17 protein-coding genes are annotated in these 18,687 nt (G+C 49.2%); all 17 read right to left on the reverse strand.

The features are described 5' to 3' along the window. Positions 1-7: 7 nt before the first annotated feature. Positions 8-1,156: an acyltransferase family protein gene (locus tag NQ534_RS09105; RefSeq protein WP_006860491.1), complete on the reverse strand. Its 1,149-nt coding sequence runs from the start codon at positions 1,154-1,156 to the stop codon at positions 8-10. A gap of 38 nt (positions 1,157-1,194) precedes the next feature. Next, positions 1,195-2,037, reverse strand: coding sequence for a 16S rRNA (cytidine(1402)-2'-O)-methyltransferase (gene rsmI, locus NQ534_RS09110; RefSeq protein WP_040781917.1), 843 nt, complete (start codon positions 2,035-2,037; stop codon positions 1,195-1,197). 1 nt (position 2,038) lies between these two features. Next, complete coding sequence (locus NQ534_RS09115; protein ID WP_260043675.1) at positions 2,039-2,161, reverse strand: hypothetical protein; 123 nt, start codon at positions 2,159-2,161, stop codon at positions 2,039-2,041. Positions 2,162-2,265: 104 nt separating this feature from the next. Next, positions 2,266-3,003, reverse strand: a complete 738-nt coding sequence (locus NQ534_RS09120; protein ID WP_006860489.1) for a tRNA1(Val) (adenine(37)-N6)-methyltransferase — start codon at positions 3,001-3,003, stop codon at positions 2,266-2,268. Next, positions 2,993-3,928 carry a PSP1 domain-containing protein gene (locus tag NQ534_RS09125; protein ID WP_040781914.1) on the reverse strand — a complete coding sequence of 312 codons (936 nt, stop codon included), beginning with the start codon at positions 3,926-3,928 and terminating at the stop codon, positions 2,993-2,995. The genes NQ534_RS09120 and NQ534_RS09125 overlap by 11 nt, the downstream gene beginning before the upstream one ends. Position 3,929: 1 nt before the next feature. Beyond that, positions 3,930-4,925 (reverse strand): DNA polymerase III subunit delta', encoded by a 996-nt coding sequence (gene holB / locus NQ534_RS09130; protein ID WP_006860487.1) that lies wholly within the window; start codon positions 4,923-4,925, stop codon positions 3,930-3,932. Beyond that, a complete protein-coding gene (locus NQ534_RS09135) occupies positions 4,922-5,530 on the reverse strand; it encodes a nucleoside/nucleotide kinase family protein (protein ID WP_040782060.1) in 609 nt (202 codons plus the stop codon). Before NQ534_RS09135 ends, holB begins: the two co-directional genes overlap by 4 nt. 171 nt (positions 5,531-5,701) lie before the next feature. Continuing rightward, positions 5,702-6,823 (reverse strand): ISAs1 family transposase, encoded by a 1,122-nt coding sequence (locus tag NQ534_RS09140; protein WP_006860388.1) that lies wholly within the window; start codon positions 6,821-6,823, stop codon positions 5,702-5,704. A gap of 148 nt (positions 6,824-6,971) precedes the next feature. Then, a complete protein-coding gene (locus NQ534_RS09145; RefSeq protein ID WP_074680083.1) occupies positions 6,972-8,228 on the reverse strand; it encodes a saccharopine dehydrogenase family protein in 1,257 nt (418 codons plus the stop codon). A 107-nt stretch (positions 8,229-8,335) separates the two neighbouring features. After that, a complete protein-coding gene (locus tag NQ534_RS09150; RefSeq protein WP_006863152.1) occupies positions 8,336-10,063 on the reverse strand; it encodes an ABC transporter substrate-binding protein in 1,728 nt (575 codons plus the stop codon). Further along, positions 10,063-10,872 (reverse strand): ABC transporter permease, encoded by an 810-nt coding sequence (locus NQ534_RS09155; RefSeq protein WP_006863151.1) that lies wholly within the window; start codon positions 10,870-10,872, stop codon positions 10,063-10,065. The genes NQ534_RS09150 and NQ534_RS09155 overlap by 1 nt, the downstream gene beginning before the upstream one ends. After that, positions 10,869-11,666, reverse strand: a complete 798-nt coding sequence (locus tag NQ534_RS09160) for an ABC transporter permease (RefSeq protein WP_006863150.1) — start codon at positions 11,664-11,666, stop codon at positions 10,869-10,871. Before NQ534_RS09160 ends, NQ534_RS09155 begins: the two co-directional genes overlap by 4 nt. A gap of 11 nt (positions 11,667-11,677) precedes the next feature. Continuing rightward, positions 11,678-13,117: an ABC transporter ATP-binding protein gene (locus NQ534_RS09165; protein ID WP_006863149.1), complete on the reverse strand. Its 1,440-nt coding sequence runs from the start codon at positions 13,115-13,117 to the stop codon at positions 11,678-11,680. Between the two features lie 237 nt (positions 13,118-13,354). After that, positions 13,355-13,912: a type II toxin-antitoxin system RelB family anti-toxin gene (relB, locus tag NQ534_RS09170; protein WP_006863147.1), complete on the reverse strand. Its 558-nt coding sequence runs from the start codon at positions 13,910-13,912 to the stop codon at positions 13,355-13,357. Positions 13,913-14,185: 273 nt separating this feature from the next. Next, the gene (locus NQ534_RS09175; RefSeq protein WP_006863146.1) at positions 14,186-15,298 is read right to left on the reverse strand and encodes a YibE/F family protein; all 1,113 of its coding nucleotides are present in this window, start codon (positions 15,296-15,298) and stop codon (positions 14,186-14,188) included. 14 nt (positions 15,299-15,312) lie between these two features. Further along, positions 15,313-16,905 carry a purple acid phosphatase family protein gene (locus NQ534_RS09180; RefSeq protein ID WP_006863145.1) on the reverse strand — a complete coding sequence of 531 codons (1,593 nt, stop codon included), beginning with the start codon at positions 16,903-16,905 and terminating at the stop codon, positions 15,313-15,315. Between the two features lie 160 nt (positions 16,906-17,065). After that, on the reverse strand, positions 17,066-18,667 hold the full coding sequence (locus NQ534_RS09185) for an aminotransferase class I/II-fold pyridoxal phosphate-dependent enzyme (RefSeq protein WP_006863144.1): 1,602 nt from the start codon (positions 18,665-18,667) through the stop codon (positions 17,066-17,068). Positions 18,668-18,687: the final 20 nt, after the last annotated feature.

Raw genomic sequence — 18,687 nt, forward strand, 5'->3', positions numbered from 1 at the left:
GCGGTTCTCATTTCCATATCCTGTGAAACCGCTCAAATAGCACTGTGATAAATCGCGCTGACAGCAAAACAGCCAGCAACGCGCTCACCACAAGTATAAACAGCAGGCACACCGCCGTAGGCAGTACGGTCTGCATTTTTTCTACGACCGGAACGATTTTCAGCGGGTAGAGAAAAATATAATGCAGAAAATAAACCTGCAGAGTGCGCTCTCCGCACACAGATACCGCCAGCTTTTTCTTTGGGATAACCGCAAGCAGGCAATATATCAGAAACGCAGCCGCCGCATAATGCGCCAGCCGCCAGAATACACCATACGCCGGCTTTGCCAGCAGACCGGTTATGCCCGCGCCGGAAACCGTCCCCGTCATCAGACCGGCTGTCCCGGCTATCCCAGCTGCCGCATCCACCTGCGGATACATATTTGCGAAGTTCTCCGCAACCTGCGCATATGCGTCCCCGCGACCATTCAGAAGCGGACGCAGAGCATATAAAAACTCCGGCTGTATGACTGCCGCCAGCACAAACAGCAGAATCCCGACCGCGCCCACCGCCCGACAGACAGGCTTCGACACCTTATCCGTCAGCTTCCCGGCATCCATGTGCAGTCCCATCCAGAAAAACGGAAAAAATACTATCGTTTTGGAAAGGCACAGAAAATCTCCGATGACACCTGTGTATCCCAGTATACACGCCAGTGCAATATTTGCCGCAAGTATCACAGGCACATTCCATTTTTTCAGAATAACGCGGCATTTTTCCAAAACATAAGCCATCGCATACCAGAGAGCCATACTGAGCATAAACCACGGGATACCACTTTCTGAAAGAAGTTGAAAATCAAACGTGCAACGCAGAAGCATGGACGGCAGCCCCAGAAGCAGCTTACATAAAATATACAGCACCAGAAATTCACCCGTCCTTTTCATCGCACGGCTTTTATCCGAAAGGGCGCTTTTCGCAAACAGACCGCTCACAAATATAAACGCCGGCATATGAAATATATAAATCAATCCGTATAGTCCGCGTGCTGCCACCGCAAGAGACCCGGAAGCGTTTCCTCCCGGCTCTGTATAAAAATCCGCAAGATGCCCGGCAATCACCAGAACAATCAGCAGAAATTTCAGATTATCATATGCATACTCGCGCTGCTTCACACAGACACCCCCTGTTGGATTTTCCTATTTTAACGCTCTTATTTCTCCAGAAGCTCCTGATAAATGTCTCTTTTTGAAACGCCCCTGTCCTTTGCGACCAGCTTCATTGCTTCTTTTTTATCGATTCCCTGTGACAGGTAATGTTCCATATGCTCCTTCACAGACAGTTCTTCCCACTTCTTCTGCTCCTCCGCCCGGATAGCATCGCGGCTTTTCCCTTCGATTACCAGCACACACTCTCCCTTCGGTGCGTGCTCCCGGTAATATTCCAGAGCCTCCGCCACCGTCGTCTGAAACACCGTCTCATGCTTCTTTGTCAGCTCACGGCATACGGAAATTCCGCGTTCTCCCAGAAATTCCGCCAGCTCCTCCAGCGTGCGCACCAGACGGTGCGGCGCTTCGTAGAGAATGATCGTGCGCGTTTCCGTCTCCAGCTCCTTCAGAATTTCCTGACGTTCCTTCTTCTCCGTCGGCAGAAATGCCTCAAAGCAAAATCTGCGCGTGGGCAGCCCGGAAAGTGTCAGCGCCGTCACGCAGGCGCAGGCGCCCGGAAGGGATGTCACCTCCACGCCCGCCTCATAGCACATGCGCACCAGTTCCTCTCCCGGATCGGAAATGCCCGGCGTCCCCGCATCTGTAATCAGTGCAACCGTTTTCCCGCTCTGCATCTGACGGATAAGGTCCTTCCCCTTCTCAATTTTATTGTATTCATGATAGCTCGTCATCGGCGTCTTAATATCAAAATGATTCAGAAGCTTAATACTGTTGCGGGTATCCTCCGCCGCAATCAGATCCGCCTCCTGCAGGGTGCGCAGCACACGCAGCGTCATATCCTCCAGATTCCCGATTGGTGTCGCACATAAATATAATTTCCCCGCCATGTCAGCCTCCCTGTCCGCAGCAGTTTTCTGCCGCTCCAAATTCCTGTCTCCCGCCATTTCCGTGATGCCTGCCGGTCGCCCTTTCCCGCACCATAGCCCCGTGCTTCCCGTCTCCGTTCCGCATTTCGCGCTGCAGCCTTTATTTACGTCTTCCCCGTTTCACTTTTCCGCGCCACAGCCTTTTAACGCCTGCAGCAGTTCCGTTGCCCGTAGCAGCCGCATTATTCTTCAATATCCGTACACTTCATAAATTTCATCTGTATACACGCCCGGCTCTTTGTATACAATCAGCGGCTTTTCCACCGTGATACGGCTTCTGCCGCCCTTCAGACCCTCAATCAGAACCATATTTGGCTCTTTGTCAATGTATGGATACACCAGCTTCATCCGCTTCGGCTCCAGATGATACTTCACCATCACCGTCATAATTTCCGTCAGCCGGAACGGGCGGTGTACCATGTAAAACCTTCCGTTTTCGCGCAGAAGATGCGCCGCCTGGCTGACGACATCCTCCAGTGTGCAGAGAATCTCGTGACGGGCAATCGCTTTTGGAAGCTCCGGATTCACAAGCCCGTGATTTCCCGTCATATAAGGCGGATTTGAAGTAACTACGTCAAAAGAGGCTCTTCCAAATATGGATACAGCCTCTTTTATATCTCCTTCAACTATGGAAATCCTGTCCGATAACCCGTTCAGCTCCACGCTCCGCCGCGCCATATCCGCACTTCTCTTCTGAATCTCCAGTCCGGTAAAATGCTCGCCCGGCGTTTTCGCCTCAAGCAAAATGGGGATGATTCCTGTACCGGTACCAAGATCCAGAACACGCTCCCGCTCCCTCACCCGGACAAAGCCGGAGAGAAGTACAGCATCCATTCCAAAGCAGAAGCCGTCTCTGCTCTGGATAATGCGGTAGCCGTTGCGCTGCAGATCATCTATCCTCTCGCCCTCATAAAGCTCAATCTTCATTTAGCTTGGATTTTCCTTCCTTTTTCTCCATCTTTTCCATTGCTTCCAGCTCGGCAAGCTCCCGGTCCTTATCCTGCCGGTTATCCTTGTCCTTCCTGCGCTCCTTCTTTTTGCGCGGCTTAAACTTCAGCTCGCTCACCGGATACTCGCGCAGCTCCTTCTCATCGTCGGATTCCACCAGCACCTTCACCGTCTGGCGCAGCACATTTACACTCTGCACCTCACCCTTCAGCCCGTCCGCCGTAACTACAGAATCGCCGTTGTTCGGCAGGCGGCTGTTCAGATATTCATAAGTCTCTTCCTCATTTTTCAGACAGCACATCAGTCTGCCGCAAACGCCCGAAATCTTCGAAGGATTCAGAGAAAGGTTCTGCTCCTTCGCCATCTTAATGGAAACCGGCGCAAACTCCGACAGATACGAATGACAGCAGAGCGGTCGTCCGCAGGAACCGATTCCTCCCAGAATCTTTGTCTCATCGCGCACACCAATCTGGCGCAGCTCAATTCTTGTCTTGAAAACAGACGCCAGATCCTTTACCAGCTCGCGGAAATCAATGCGTCCGTCCGCCGTAAAGTAAAACAGTATCTTATTGTTATCAAATGTGTACTCCACATCTATCAGCTTCATTTCCAGCTTATGCTTGCGGATTTTTTCCTGGCATATCGCAAACGCATCCTTCTCGCGGATACGATTGCGGCGCACCTTTTCATCGTCCTCCGCCGTAGCAACCCGCAGCACCGGCTTCAGCGGCTGGACTACCGTATCCTCCGGCACGTCGCGCGTCCCGGTAACGACGCGCCCGTACTCCACGCCGCGCGCAGTTTCGACAATTACATGCTCGCCGCGCTTTATCATCATATTTTTCGGGTCAAAATAATAGATTTTCCCGGCAGTGCGGAATCTGACCCCAACTATCTTTGTCATACTACTCTCCATTCTCTTTTATCAAAAGGAACAACAGTTCCATCGTCAGTTCAAAGTTTACATTTGCCGTCAGACGCGCCTTTGCTTTCTGAAGAGCCTCCAGAATCCGCTCAATGCCCTCATAGGAGCAGCGTCTCGTCTGTTCCTGGATTGCACGCAGGTTTTCACGGAAAATAATCCCGTTCGCATCGTTTGTCGCCTTAAAATACAGCACATCACGATACCAGACAGCAAGGATATCCAAATAATCGCGGATGTCCACCTTAAACTCCGTCACCGCTTTCACCGCCGCCGTAATATCCGCAATGTCCATGTCCTTCAGATGCGTCAGCAGATGAATGGCTGCGCCCTTAATCTCATTGAAATTTTCCGACGTCGCAAGCTGTACCGCTTTTCCGATATTCCCCTGCGCAAATGCAACACAGATATCCGCCTGATAATCCGGAATTTTCACGTGCTCCATAAGATACGTGCGCACCTGGGAATCCGGCACCGGCTTCGTGTTCAGCATCACACAGCGCGACAGAATCGTCTGCAGCAGCGAGGATGCATTCGTGGTAAGAAGCAGCACTACCACATAAGAGGGCGGCTCCTCTATTGTTTTCAGAAGCGCGTTCTGCGCCTGCATCGTCATTTTTTCCGCGTCATCAATAATATATATTTTGTACGGGCTGCTGTACGGACGCACCTGCACATCCTCCACGACCTGTCCGCGGATATCGTCAACGCTGATGCTGTTCGGCTTATCATGTGTGATTTCCATGATATCGGGATGATTCCCGCCATCTGCCAGACGGCATGAGTGACATTTGCCACAGGGCCTTTCCTCATCGCTCTCACAATTCAGCGCTTTGGCAAACGCACGCGCGATTGTCTTTTTTCCGGAACCCTTTTCTCCGTTTAAAATATATGCATGAGACACCTTGCCCGACGCGATTGCATTCTGCAGATGCGCTATCACGTCCTTATGTCCGATTATCTGACGAAATCCTTTCATGCCCTGCTCCCTTCTTTCTGGCACTGGCGGATGAATTCTGCAACCTCCTGCATACATTCCTCCCGGTCATTATCATTGTGAAAACGCCGCGTAATCCCCGCCTTCTGCAGATTTTCCTCTGAAAAATCCACCGCGTCCGCCAGAAATCTTCTGCACATTTCCTCAAACTTACGGTTCTGCGGCTTGCGCTCCCGCTTGAGCGCGCGCTCCAGGCGGTTTCCATCATCCACTTCTATATAAATGGGGACCACCCTATCCTTCCCGTAGTATTCCCTCAATTTCACATAAGACTCCAGCGTCCCGATTGCAATGTAATCGAAATGCTCCAAATCTGTATGCTCATCATCCACCGTGAAATACTTCCAGATACCGTGAACGGTCTGATAAGCGCGCAGCTCTATAATCTTTCCCTGACGCTGCAGCTCCTCCGCTTCAGCATCCGTGACAAAATGATACTCCACGCCGTCGGTTTCCTTCTCACGAATCGGTCTGGTCGTATACATCACCAGATTTCTAAGCCCCAGCTCCGGTCTGCCCGCTATTTCCTTGAATATCGTGTCCTTCCCTGTAGAGCTTTTACCCATAATATAAAATAATTTTCCCATTTCAGCCCTCTTTGCGCTGCCGCTTTCCATGCGCGGCAGCCCCTTTGCTGCTATGCTTCCGTACCTTTTATCATACTATAAAAATGGTGCCCGTGTCAAATAATATCCACACGAACACACGACAAACGCATGAATGATTCCTATCGTCCAATTTCTGTTTTTCTTATTTTTTTAAGATTCCAATACTTCTTCCAAATGCTTGATTGGACGCAATCCAATTACATATCTCTTTTTTCTCATGGATAATTTATGTCTTGACACCTCTGCTGTCTTCAGTATACTTAAACTCCATTTCCTGATAATATTCAGGTTCTGTGCCGCCATCTTATCAATCGTTGTGTTTGCATCTTCCCGGAATGTCACATCCAAATGCCAGTGCATACTCTCTATACTCCAATGACCTCTTACCGCCCGGCTTACTGTTTCTATTTCTTCCTTCAGACTGCTGATAAAATACCGGTATTCTATCAGCCGCTTCCCTTCTTTTTCCAATGTCTTCCGTTCCATTATGATACTTTTCAGACCTTTCCAGGCTTTCTTCTGGCTTAGCCATTTTATTTTTTCCGTCTGGTAATACTCCCTTGTTTCAATCTGTCCATGTGCTTTTTCCTGTGTTTTCTTATAAATTCCCCTTTCCTTTATCTCCTTCCGGAACTCCGGGTCTTCAAAATATTCTCTTACATCCTCATATAATGTTCCCTGGTTTGCTTTTAACGAAAGAACATAATCTGCCCTCTTATTCCTTATCTTTTCTGCTATCGCTGTCTGGGTCCCCATTGCATCTATGGTTACAATCTGCCCTTTTACCTGTATTTTCTCCAGTAACTCAGGAATGGCTGTTATCTCATTGCTCTTTTCCCCGACAGCCTTCTGCCCAAGGCAGTACCCGTCTTCCTTACTCCACGCGGAAACAATATGGCCGGGTTTCTCTCCATTCCTCTTATTGGAACGCATGGTTTTACCATCAATACATATGATTTTTTTCAGCAGTTCCCCTTCGTTCCTGTTTAACCGCTCCTGCCATTTCCCATAAAGCTGCTGCAGGATCTCCGGTGACACCATTCCCATAACCCGCCGCAGGGTATCATGCGATGGCGGACCATTTTTCAGTTCAATGTACTTACGCAAATAATCCTGATAATCCTCAGCAAACAGGGCCATTTCTACCCAGTCATCTGCATTTGCAAGAGTCGCAAACAGCACAATTACCAGGATATCCTTTAACGTATGCCGGACTTTGCTTTGCTGGCGGCTGTCTTCAATATATTCCATCCATTCTAATAATTCCTGCATATCTTCACTCCCCTTTTCTTTTATTTTAACAGAAAAGAGGCGTGTTCACAATTTGTTTACTCATGCGTTTGTCGTGACACGAACACCTGCTCTTTGCGTGCACCTTTTTGTTATTATCTGTTCCGTTCGCAATAACACCGCTTTCTCATTACGCCGGCAGCTCTTTTATCTCATAACGAAAACCGCTCTCCTCCATCAGCTTCAGATACGGCTTCGGTTCGAAGTATTCCGGCGAAAATACCCCGGCGTCCTTCCAGATGCCGCGTCCGATCAGCTCCAGTGCCAGCGCCGCCCCAAAACCGGTCTGGGCAGTCACTGCCTGACAGCCCCAGCGCTTCATGGATTCCTGGTTATCGAAGGGCTGATAAAGAAAATACTCTTTTCGCTCTCCGTTTTTCTTTCCAACACAATGAACTCCCACCAGCATTTTGCCCGTCATCTCACTGCCAATGTCCTTCGGCTGCGGCGCGCACGCCGCCACTACATCGCGGGGCACCACCTGCACGCCGCCCACCTGCACCGGATGAAGGCTGCGAAGTCCCAGTCTGTCCAGAACTTTAAGCGCCGTAATAAGATTTTCATCCAGGCTGATTTTAAAGGTCGCTTTCTTCAGACCATACTGCTTCAGATAACGCGGCAGCGTTACAACCTCCTCATGCTCCACTTTCACCAGTGTGTTGCATCCGACACCTTCCGGCATCTCGAAGGTTTCCTGCCCCGCAAATGCTTTTTCCACAAAAAATCCGCCTTTATCCTCATCATATTCCACATTGGGATTCATCACCTCATCCAGGACAGTCCACACATTAAAACCGAACATGATGTCATCCGGGTCCGCGCCCGGAACGGACAGATTCCCTCCGTCCTTCACATGCACCTCACAAATTTCATCCAGCAGCTCCGTCGCCGCATATTTGGCAAACACATTCACTACACCTGGGTCGATACCGATGCAGATTACCGCCATCTGTCCCTTTCGGCGCCATGCTTCATGACGGTCGAAGTTGTATTTTGTCATCGGTTCCAGATAGCTGTTCTCGATTCCCAGACCGTAAGCCGGCTTCTCCATCGGGACCGACCATGTTCCCATGCTGGCATAATTACAGCCCGTCTCAAATGCCGCATCAAATATTATGTTACTTGCAAAAGGCGGCGCAGCGTCCATCACAAAATCAATATGATGCTCCCGGATAAGCCGCTGCATTTCCTCCCGGTCTGTGGCATTCACCTTTGATACCGCAAAACGCCTCTCATCGCCAAGCATCGCTGCCACTTCCTGCGCCCGTTTTTCATCATAATCGCAAATCAGCACATAAGAGAGCCATGCGCTGTCCGGGTCCCTCCACTGCAGAATTTTTAAAATGCTCTCTCCGACAGCACCCGCTCCAACCAGCATCATTCTCATAGGATAACGCTTCCTCTCTTCCTCATTTTTATGCCGCTTATTTTTCCGGCTGCCCTTTTTCCACTCCGGACAGCCGGTTTTCGGTCTGTTTTTCTCTATTTCCGACATCAATAACTCTGTCTGCGCCTTTTGGATGCAAGCATCGCAATAATTGCTGCAACCGCCAGTATAATCAGCCCCCAGCCCCACACCGGCATATCGTTAATATTAAAGCAGCGCACGCTAATCCACATTTTGTTAATTGCCTCATTTTGTGCATCATCAAAATATACCATTATCGACGACCTTGCGATTGCCTCCTGCGAAGGATACTGGGCAAAAAGCTGCCGCTTCACCTGGTCTGCCGGGGCCGTGATTACATAATCTTCACTGTTTTCATCTTCTGTAAAGAAATATCCGATATTATAATCGGCCACATCCTCCTCATCCTCTTCCGCCCCGTAGCACCAGTCGGCATACTCAAAAATGCGTTCATCCTCTCCGCCGGAAATCACAGAGGTGTAGCCAATATAATACATATTGCGGATGACGTTGTCCGGTCTGGAATTAAAATTAATGAATGCTTCCGCAGCGTGCTGCTTCGCCGCATCGTCTCCGATGCCGCTCTTTAACATCACCCAGCCGTCAAAATAAATATTGGTGGATTCCACCGGCACCGCAAATGCAAGTGTAAAATCATCCTCATCCGCCTGGTCCATCGTATAGACCGCATCGCCGGACCACTGATAGTTCGCCGCAACCTTGCCGGTCACCATATCTGCCTTTCCGGAATCTGTCTCAAAAGAATATGCGTTATTTTTTACGCTCTGCAGATAATCCTGCACCAATGCGATTGTTTCCGGAGAAGTATCATTCATTTCCTGCTCCAGACGTTTCTGATAATCCGCCTCCTGCAAAAATTCCTCTGATGTAAGCAGGTCCGATTTCAGAGCGCCCAGCGCTGCAAAGTAGGAATCCCGCACATTATCCTTAATCGTCACCTGACGATAATAAGCCGGATTATTCAATATTTTCCAGCTCGACGCATCCTCTTCCGTCACAAGCTCCGGATTGTACACGATACCGGTAATTCCCCACATATAGCCTGCCGCGTACTTTGCCCACGCCTCTCCATTAATCTCGTTTGCTTCGAAAATAGAACGGATATAGGGAGATACTCCATTGATATAGTAATTATTTTCATCCGCAGTATCAAAAAATTCATCTGACAGAGGTACAAGCTGATTCTCTGCCATCAGCTTCATTATCATATACTCGGAAGGGCAGACGAGGTCATACACATCCCCCAGAGTAAGCATATTGTAAAGATCCTCATTCGTTCCGAAGGTAGAATACTCCACATTTACTTTAATCCCATAGGTTTCCAGATACCACTCTTCAAAGTCCTCCACCATAGAGTTTACACCTATGATGTCCCCGCTCTCCAGGTCGATTGTTTCCTCCTCATCCCAGTCTCCCAGGTCGATATATTCCTCCCAGTTGCACACCCGCAGCGTGACCTCCGGCACATTGCCGCTCCCGTCTGCGCTGCCGGTTTCCTGCACATCTCCTGCTGCATGTGTTGCATCCTGCTGCAGTTCTCCTTTTGTCCGGGTTTCATCTTCATTCGTGTCACCTGTTGTCCGGGTTACATCCTCCTGTGCGTCACTTGCTGCACGTGTTGCATTTTCCCGTGCGTCACTTGCTGCACGTGTTGCATTTTCCCGTACATCATCTTCCGCATATGCTGCATCCGTCTGCGTATCACTTGCTGCATATGCTGCATTCACCATGCTCCCGCAGAGCAATGTACCGCAAAGAGCCGCCGCGGCGATTCTGTATAAATCTTTTTTCATCACACACCCGCCCTTTCCGATTCTGCTGTTTCCTTCCGCGCCCGCAGATTCATCACCACAACAATCAGGATAACTACCGCAAAGATTACCGTAGACAATGCCCAGAGCGCCGTCTTAATGGTGGTCTGCGACCCTTTTGTTGCGTTCACCACATAGGTGCTGATTGTATCGAAGGTAGCCGGCTTTGTGTAGGTTGCAACAAAATAATCATCCAGAGAAAGCGTAACTGCCAGCGCAAAACCGGATACGATTCCCGGCAGAATCTGTGGAATGACTACCTTCCAGAGTGCTTTCGCCGGAGTTGCCCCCAAATCCAGCGCCGCCTCATAAATGCTGGAATCCATCTGCTTCAGCTTCGGGACGACCGATAAAAATACGAAGGGCGCACACAATGTCACATGACCTGCAAGCAGCGGAATAAAGGTGTCCTTACTCACACCCAGAACCACAACCAGCAGAATGCAGATGGAAAAACCTGTCACCACATCCGCATTGACAACCGGTATCTCATTTACCGTGGAGATTACGGACGATGCCCTTTTCCCGCTGTAAAAAGAACCGATTGCACCCATCGTTCCCAGAAGCGTTGCGATTGCCGCCGCAGAAAATGCCAGCGCTATCGTCCCCAGAATCATATCCCGCAGCTCCGGTGTCGTAAATAATGTCACATAATTTTTCAGAGAAAATCCCCGTATCACACCAATTTGTGTGGCATCCGTAAAGCTGTACACTGCCAGAACAAGAATCGGCAGATACAAAAATATCAGAACAAATGCAATTACTGCAGCTTTCCATGCCTTTTTCATCATAACAGTGCACCCCCTCTCGGATTCTGCTCTTCCTCCATACCTCTGGTCAGCAGCGTAAACAGACAGATAATCGCAAGAAGAATCAGGGCAATCATCGACCCGCCATTCCAGTTATATGCCGCAAAGTAGCTTCCAATGAGACTTCCCATAATGTATGTGCTGTTATACAACATATCCAGTACCACATAATTTGTCATCGCCGGCAAAAATACCATTGCAATGCCACTTACGATACCCGGCACGGACAGCGGCAATGTCACTTTTAAAAATGCTTCCCGCTCATTTGCCCCCAAATCGCGCGCCGCCTCCAGAAGCGATTCGTCAAGCTTTACAATCGTGTTGTATATCGGAAGAATCATAAACGGAAGGAAATCGTAGGTCATACCGATTACCGCGTTAAAGAACGGGTAAAACGCCAGATTATGCTCAATTAACGTCAGAATTTCCTTCAGCGCCGTAATGCGCAGTGAAAAATTAATCCACATCGGCATAATAAAAATCATTACTATCACCGACTTTGCTTTCAGCTTGCTTTTTGCAAGAATATACGCCGTCGGGTATGCAAGCAGCAGACAGACCGCCGTCGTCGTGATGGACACAGCAAAGCTGTAGACAAGCGTTCCCAGCGTGTTCGGGTTTGTGAAAAAGCCTGTCAGATTTGACATGGTAAACTGTCCCTGTCCATTTGTAAACGCATAGTAAATCAGCACCAGCAGCGGTGCGACAACAAAAAGCGCCAGAAAAAGCGCGTAGGGAATTCCCAGACTTTTTCTGGAAAATGTAATTCTGCCCATCGCTTTCCCTCCTATCTCTTCACCGAAAAGGTCATTTTCTCTACCGGCATTATCAATCCTACCTGGTCGTCCATATTCCACAGGTATTCATCATTAACCACAAAATCCTGTCCCATGTCCGTATGTATGACATAGCTGTAGTGGTCGCCCTTATAAATCAGATTGCTGATATAGCCCTGCACCAGTCCTTCTTCCTGCTGGTCCGTCATCCTGATATCATTCGGTCCGATTGCCGCCATCACGCGGATTTTACGCGGATCTATCTCTTCCCCGGAGGCATCCAGCAGCGTTCCGTCTTCTGCGCGCCTGCTTCCTTTAATAATTTTCGTCAGACTGGTATCCAGGATTGTTCCGTTGTATTCCAACCTGTGGCTCTTATTAATATCCACCACAAAAATATTTGTGTGATCTTCTGCAATCATAATATGAATGTTATCCGGGTCTACCCGCATCCCGACCTTATCGCCCGGCTTCGCCGATTTTACCGACTGGATTACCATCTCATTTTTGCCGGAAGCCACCGTAATCTCATAATGCATGCCCTTAAATATCACCGACGTCACCTCGCCCTGGATAATTCCCTCCGCGGGCGCGGTCAGAATCACATCCTCCGGACGCACGACCGCCGTGATGTGCGTTCCTTCCTCCACATCATCCACGCAGTCAAACTCGCCGCCGCAGAAACGCGCCCGCAGATGTCCGGTCATAATGCCGTTGAAAATGTTGCTGTCCCCGATAAAATCCGCCACAAAAGCATTCTTCGGCTCGTTATAAATATCCTCCGGCGTACCAATCTGCTGCGTCTTTCCCTCCGACATTACCACGATCTTATCCGACATGGTAAGCGCCTCTTCCTGGTCATGTGTCACATAAATAAATGTGATGCCAAGCTCCTTGTGCATTGCCTTCAATTCAAGCTGCATTTCCTTGCGCATTTTCAAATCCAGTGCGCCCAGCGGCTCATCCAGAAGCAATATTTCCGGTTCATTTACCACTGCGCGCGCGATTGCAACACGCTGCTGCTGTCCGCCGGAAAGCGTGGATACGCTGCGGTTCTCAAAACCCTCCAGATCCACAAGCTCCAGAACCTTCTTCACTTTCTTTTCAATAACACCTTTCGGCATCTTTTTTTGCTTCAGTCCAAAAGCAATATTGTCAAAAATATTCATATGCGGGAACAGGGCATAGCGCTGAAATACCGTATTTATCGGGCGTTTATGCGGCGGCAAATCCGTGATTGGTTTTCCGTTCAGCAGAATTTCCCCCTCCGATGGAATATCGAAGCCCGCAATCATGCGCAGCGTCGTCGTCTTGCCGCACCCCGACGGCCCCAGAAAGGTCACAAATTCTCCGCGCTTCACCTCCAGATTAAAATCCTCCACCGCGTGAAACCCGTCCTCAAATGTTTTTGTAATATGTTTTAATTCGATGATATTCTCTTTCTGCTCCATAATAACTCCCTCTTAATTTCTGCATATTTTTTCGCTTTCCCATGTGCCCACTGTCCCGCACCGTAAAAGCTCTGCTTTGCCGAGGCACATCCGCCCGATCCGCAAATCCGGTTCAGACACCTGCCCGAACCGTAAAAATTTCGTGTCCGGTCCGTAAAAATTTCATGTCCGGTCCGCAACAATTCCTGTACAGACAGCAGTTCCGTACATCACATTTTGCACCGTTGCCGAAAAGTTTTAAAATGTCGGCGGCGTGCTCACCCAGATGAATTTCGCCGGACGGTTGCCCGGATTTTCTATGTGATGCTTCCGTTTGGCAGGATAATAGAAGCTTTCCCCGGACTTCACATGATAAACCTGGTCCCCCAGATAAACATTCAGTTTCCCGGAAATCACATATCCAAATTCCTCTCCGTCGTGCGGCTTGTCCTCATCCAGGCTCTGATGGGGCTGCATCACCACCAGCAACGGCTCCATCTGATACTTCTGCGCTGTCGGCACAATCCACTGAATACTGTTTCCTCCCTCATCCACCTTTTCAAAGAAGCCTTCCTCCGTGAACACAATCTGTTCTTCCACCGCTTCTTTAAAAAAGTCCGAAGCCGTCGTTCCCAGACATTCAATCAGATCCAGCAGCGTCACGACCGACGGTGATACCTGCCCGCGCTCAAGCTGCGAAATAAATCCTTTTGTCAGCTCTGCCCGGTCCGCCAGCTCCTGCTGCGTCAGTCCTTTCCGGTTACGCAGGTCTCTTATTCTTTTTCCAATCTGAGCATTCACATAATCCTGCTCCATTTTTCCGCTCTCCTTTTTCGCTTTTCCATCCGAATCATTTTCTGTTTTAATATGTTTCTTATGCCGATGTTTTCCCGGTCCGGTGTTTTTCTGATTCTAAACTAAAAATCATTTTTTACTAAACTTACGCTCTGAATCCGATTATACTATTAATAAACTTTTCGTCAACTATTATTATCATTTCATTATGTATTTTTTTCCGTACAATAATGCAAAAAGGGCGTCTCCGCCCTCTCTGCAATCTATATTTATTTTTGCTTCACTTTCTGTTCGTCACATATGTCTGACCAGCAGCCATGCGCTTATAAACGCCACGAACGGTACCGTCAGAATGACGCCCAGCGTGGCGGCAATCCCCTGGATAATTTCAATACCGATATCGTACATATTAAGTACCTGGTAATAGTTATAATTATAACAGTAAATATAAATCAGGGTGTTCAGTGAGCCGCCCGTGAAAGCCAGAATCAGCGTATTGGACATCGTCCCCATCATATCTCTGCCCACATGGATCCCGGAGAGGAACAGTTCCCGCCTCCCCAGTGCCGGATTTTTCTCATGAATCTCGTTAATCGTAGACGCCACCGACATGGCTACGTCCATAACCGCTCCCAGTGCAGAAATCAGAATTCCGGCAAACATCAGCTCTCCGACACGGACATCCGTCATCATTCCAATATAATCCAGATTTTCAACGTCAGATACATTCCATCCCGAAATATGACTTATTTTCCCGAAAATCCAGGCAAATGCGGCTGACACCGCCACGCCTCCCACGGTTCCCAGAATGGCACAGACTGTTTTTGTGGTCATGCCATCAATCAAGTACATAACCACAACGGTGGTAAGAATCACCACCAGCGCCGCACAGACAATCGGCGACCATCCCCGGTACACCAGCGGAAGGAACAGAAACACAATGCATACAAACGTAAATATCAGCCCAAGAGCGGACCGGAATCCCTTCCGTCCGCCCAGAAGCCATAGCACAATGAGGAAAAAAAAGACAATTCCATAAAGAATATTTCCCCTGTCATAATTGTAAACGCTGGCACTTATATGATTCCCGCTTTCGCTGAGTATCGCAATTACCTTCAGACCCACGGTACAGTCCGCCCCATAAAGATAGCTTGCCGTACTGGAGGCTTCAAGAACCTCCCCTTTGTGTATCCCGGAACGGATTCTCAGCTTCACAATCTGCTGTCCCACCCGGCTGCCGCTCTCCGTAAGGTTATCCCGGACGATTTCCGTCACCTGTGCTTTCACGAAAGACCGCCCTTCATTATCCATCAGCTCTGTCCGCTCTATCTGATTCAGCTGGTACAGGAGCACAGCAAACAGCAGGATAAAAATACTGACAATCAGTTGTCTTGTATACCGTTTCACAGGAAGCTTCCTCCTCAGACGCCCTTCGTAATCGTAAAGGTGCTGTCGATTGCTTCATTTGTATCGGAACGGTAAGTCGTAATCGTAAAGCTTGTATCATCAATGCTCACAATCGAATATGTCGGCACATCTTCCTGCCATCTTGCCGCGATATAGCTCTGCATACGCGGAACAAGGTCATAATACTTACTTCCGGATGCGCTGTTAGCAGTCATATACAGAATGCCTTCCGGATTCGTAACCGTTTCTTCATCCTTCGTCTCTTCCAGAACGGCTTCACTGTCCATGATGTCGTTCAGATAATTGAGATATGCCTGTTCAGCAGGGTCTTCCGTATCTTCCCCGATATTTCCCGGTGCAACAGTAATCGGCTCCGGTGTTTCTCCCATATCCAGGTCTTTTTCCAGCTGCTCATCAAATTCATCATCTGTATAAGTGATATCTTTTACTCCGTCTCCGGACAGAAGATAGGAACGGGAATACGCATGGTCATGTCCTGTCAGCACCACATCAATATCATATTCCTCAAAAAACGGAATCAGTGCATAGCGCAGATTTACAATTTCCGGTTCGTTAGAGTGCTCGGCAGAACCGTAGATATCCTGGTGCAGTGTAACAATTCTCCATGTACATTCCGGATTTGCCTCTACTGCCTCCTGGATAAGCAGCTCATGCTCCGCCACATTGGTATCCTGGGTATTTAACATAATAAACAGTGCATTCCCGTATGTAAACCAGTAGTCGCCTCCCACAATGCCATTGGAGCCTTTTTCACTCAGATTCGGAATATTAAAATGATACTGGTAGTTCGGGTTATCCGCATCGTGATTACCTACTGTCGTCGCTACCGGAAGAGAATCCATTGCCTCCGGACTCAGATAGCCTGCATACTCCATTTCACTGACAGTATAGTTTTCCACTTTTGATGCATTCGTCTGGATCTGGTCTCCGGCAGACAGTACAAAGCTGACCTTTCCTTCCGAAACCGCCAGCGCCTGGTTCAGCGTATTTGCCCAGTTGAAGCTGTCGCTCTGAACGGATTCGTACTGCGCCTGCTTAAAGCTGTCCTTCTGGATATCCTCCGGTTCTTTTGCTTTTTCCTCATTGGAAGAACCAATCTGCGGGTCACCTACAAACACAAAGGAAAACGCATCGCCATTTCCGGTCGTAAAGGATTCTGTCTCCTTTCCTTCCGCCTGATAATAATATGTGGTATCTGCCGCAAGCCCCTGCAGTGTTACCTTATTGCTGTTGTAGCCTTCCTGCGCCGCAGACTGTACCACCTCTGCCTCAATCTTATCACTCAGATCCTCTGTTGTCCCGTAAACAAAGGACGGCACCCCATCTTCTGTTCTGGAATACCACGCAAAATTCATTTCTGTCTCATCAGAACCCGGTGACATGGAAAGCTGCGTCCAGTCCTGGCTCAGTGTCTCCCAGACACCTTTCCATTCATCATACGCGCCATCCGCCGCTGCTGCCGTATCCTCCGCCTTTGTGCTTCCGTCCGGAGCCACTTCTGCAGATGTCGGTACTCCCGCCAGACATACCATTGCCGCCGACATTGCCACAGCCATTGTTCTGTTAAAATTTTTCCGCTTTTTCATTACTTTCCCTCCAAAATTCAATTTTCCCCGGCACCCTGTATTCAAATTGCGCCGCATTCCGGCACCGGATTATTCCGTACCGGACACGGTTACTATACAGCAGCCCCGTAAATGCCTCTTGAAGAATATGTAAAATTAAAGAAAAAAACCGGAAAACTTTTTACTGCCTTACACACAAAACCGTTTCTCCCGCATAGTCACTCAGCCCCTGCAGAGACAGCCCCGCCGCCTGGCAATACGACAGATACTGTATCAGCGCCCGGCTGATTTCCTCACCGGGAACAATCAGCGGAATACCAGGCGGATATAAATAAATATACTCCGCACTGATTCTGCCCACACTGTCCGCCAATGGCATACGTTCCTGCCCGCAGGCATCTGCTTCCGCAATCGTCATTATCTGACGGCAGCGCGGGACCGCCGTCTTTTCCCCACAGGCATTTGCTGCATTTTCTTCGAAAACCTCACTTCCATCCAGCTCACGCAGCGCCGCCGCCAGCCGGTCAAATCCCTCCTGTGTATCGGCAAGTGAGGTCAGCGCAATAGCATAGCCGCCCGCTTCCATTTCCAGTTCCAGATGAAAGCGTTCCCTGAGCTGTCCGCTTAACCATTTTCCGCTTTTTCCCTCCGCCCAGAGCACCAGCTTGGATGGGTCCTGCACTGGAAATCTGTTTTTTTCTGATAAACTGCCGCCATTTTTTTCAGATTTCTTCCCATCAGTCTCTGAAAACGCCGCAGAAGCACGTTTTCCGGGCGCTCTGTATAAATGAATATGCCTAAGCTGCTCCGTTTCCAATGCAAACTTTTCCAGTCTGCGGGCATAATCCGCAAACAAGGTATCCGCTTCCTTTTCAAGCAGACTGATACATGCATCCATGCTTGCCATAAGAACATAGGAAGGGCTGCTCGTCTGGTATATGCCAAGGTATTTTTTCACCCGCCCGCTTTCCACCAGCGCTCCATTTCTGTGCAGCAATGCGGTCTGTGTCATGGACGGAAGCGTCTTATGCAGACTGTGTATTACAATGTCTGCCCCCAGTTTAACCGAATTTTCCGGAAAATACGGATGGAAGCCAAAATGCGCGCCGTGCGCCTCGTCAACAATCAGCGGGATACCAAAAGAATGTGTGACCTCTGCAATACGCTGCACATCCGATACAATTCCTTCATACGTCGGTGAGGTAATAAATACCGCCTGGATGTCCCTGTCCTGCTCCAGCGCCCGGCACACATCCTCCGGACAGATGCTGCCACCGGACACCGGAGAGCGTCTCCCCGGCTTTCTGTCCGCCATGCCGATTGCGGACTCCGGAAATTCCCGTTCTGCCTCTCCGGCATCATGCGGATAAAGATAAAGCGTGCGCAACCCGCGAAGCTCCGCCGCATGATATGCCGCTTTATGACAGTTCCGCGCCATCAATATGGTCCCGCCATAAGTCGTGCAGGCGGAAATTGCCGCAAGAATCCCCGCTGTGCTGCCATTCACCAGATAAAAGGTCTCCCCGCTGCCATACAGCCTCGCCACCCGCTGCTGCGCTTCTTTCAGAATCCCCTCCGCGTGATGCAGATTATCAAAACCTTCTATCTCCGTAATATCAATGTCCAGTATCTCCTCCGGCATCCCAAGCCTGCGCTTATGCCCCGGCATGTGAAAGGGATACGCATCGGAACTCCCATATTCTTTTAATTTTTCATAAAGTCTTTCCATTTTTTCATACTCCTCCGGCGTCACACCGGTCCCCTTCAGAATCGTCTCCAGCACAGGCTGTCATTTCCTTCTCT

Source organism: Marvinbryantia formatexigens DSM 14469 (assembly GCF_025148285.1).
In the GTDB taxonomy this organism is placed as follows: Bacteria; Bacillota; Clostridia; order Lachnospirales; family Lachnospiraceae; genus Marvinbryantia; species Marvinbryantia formatexigens.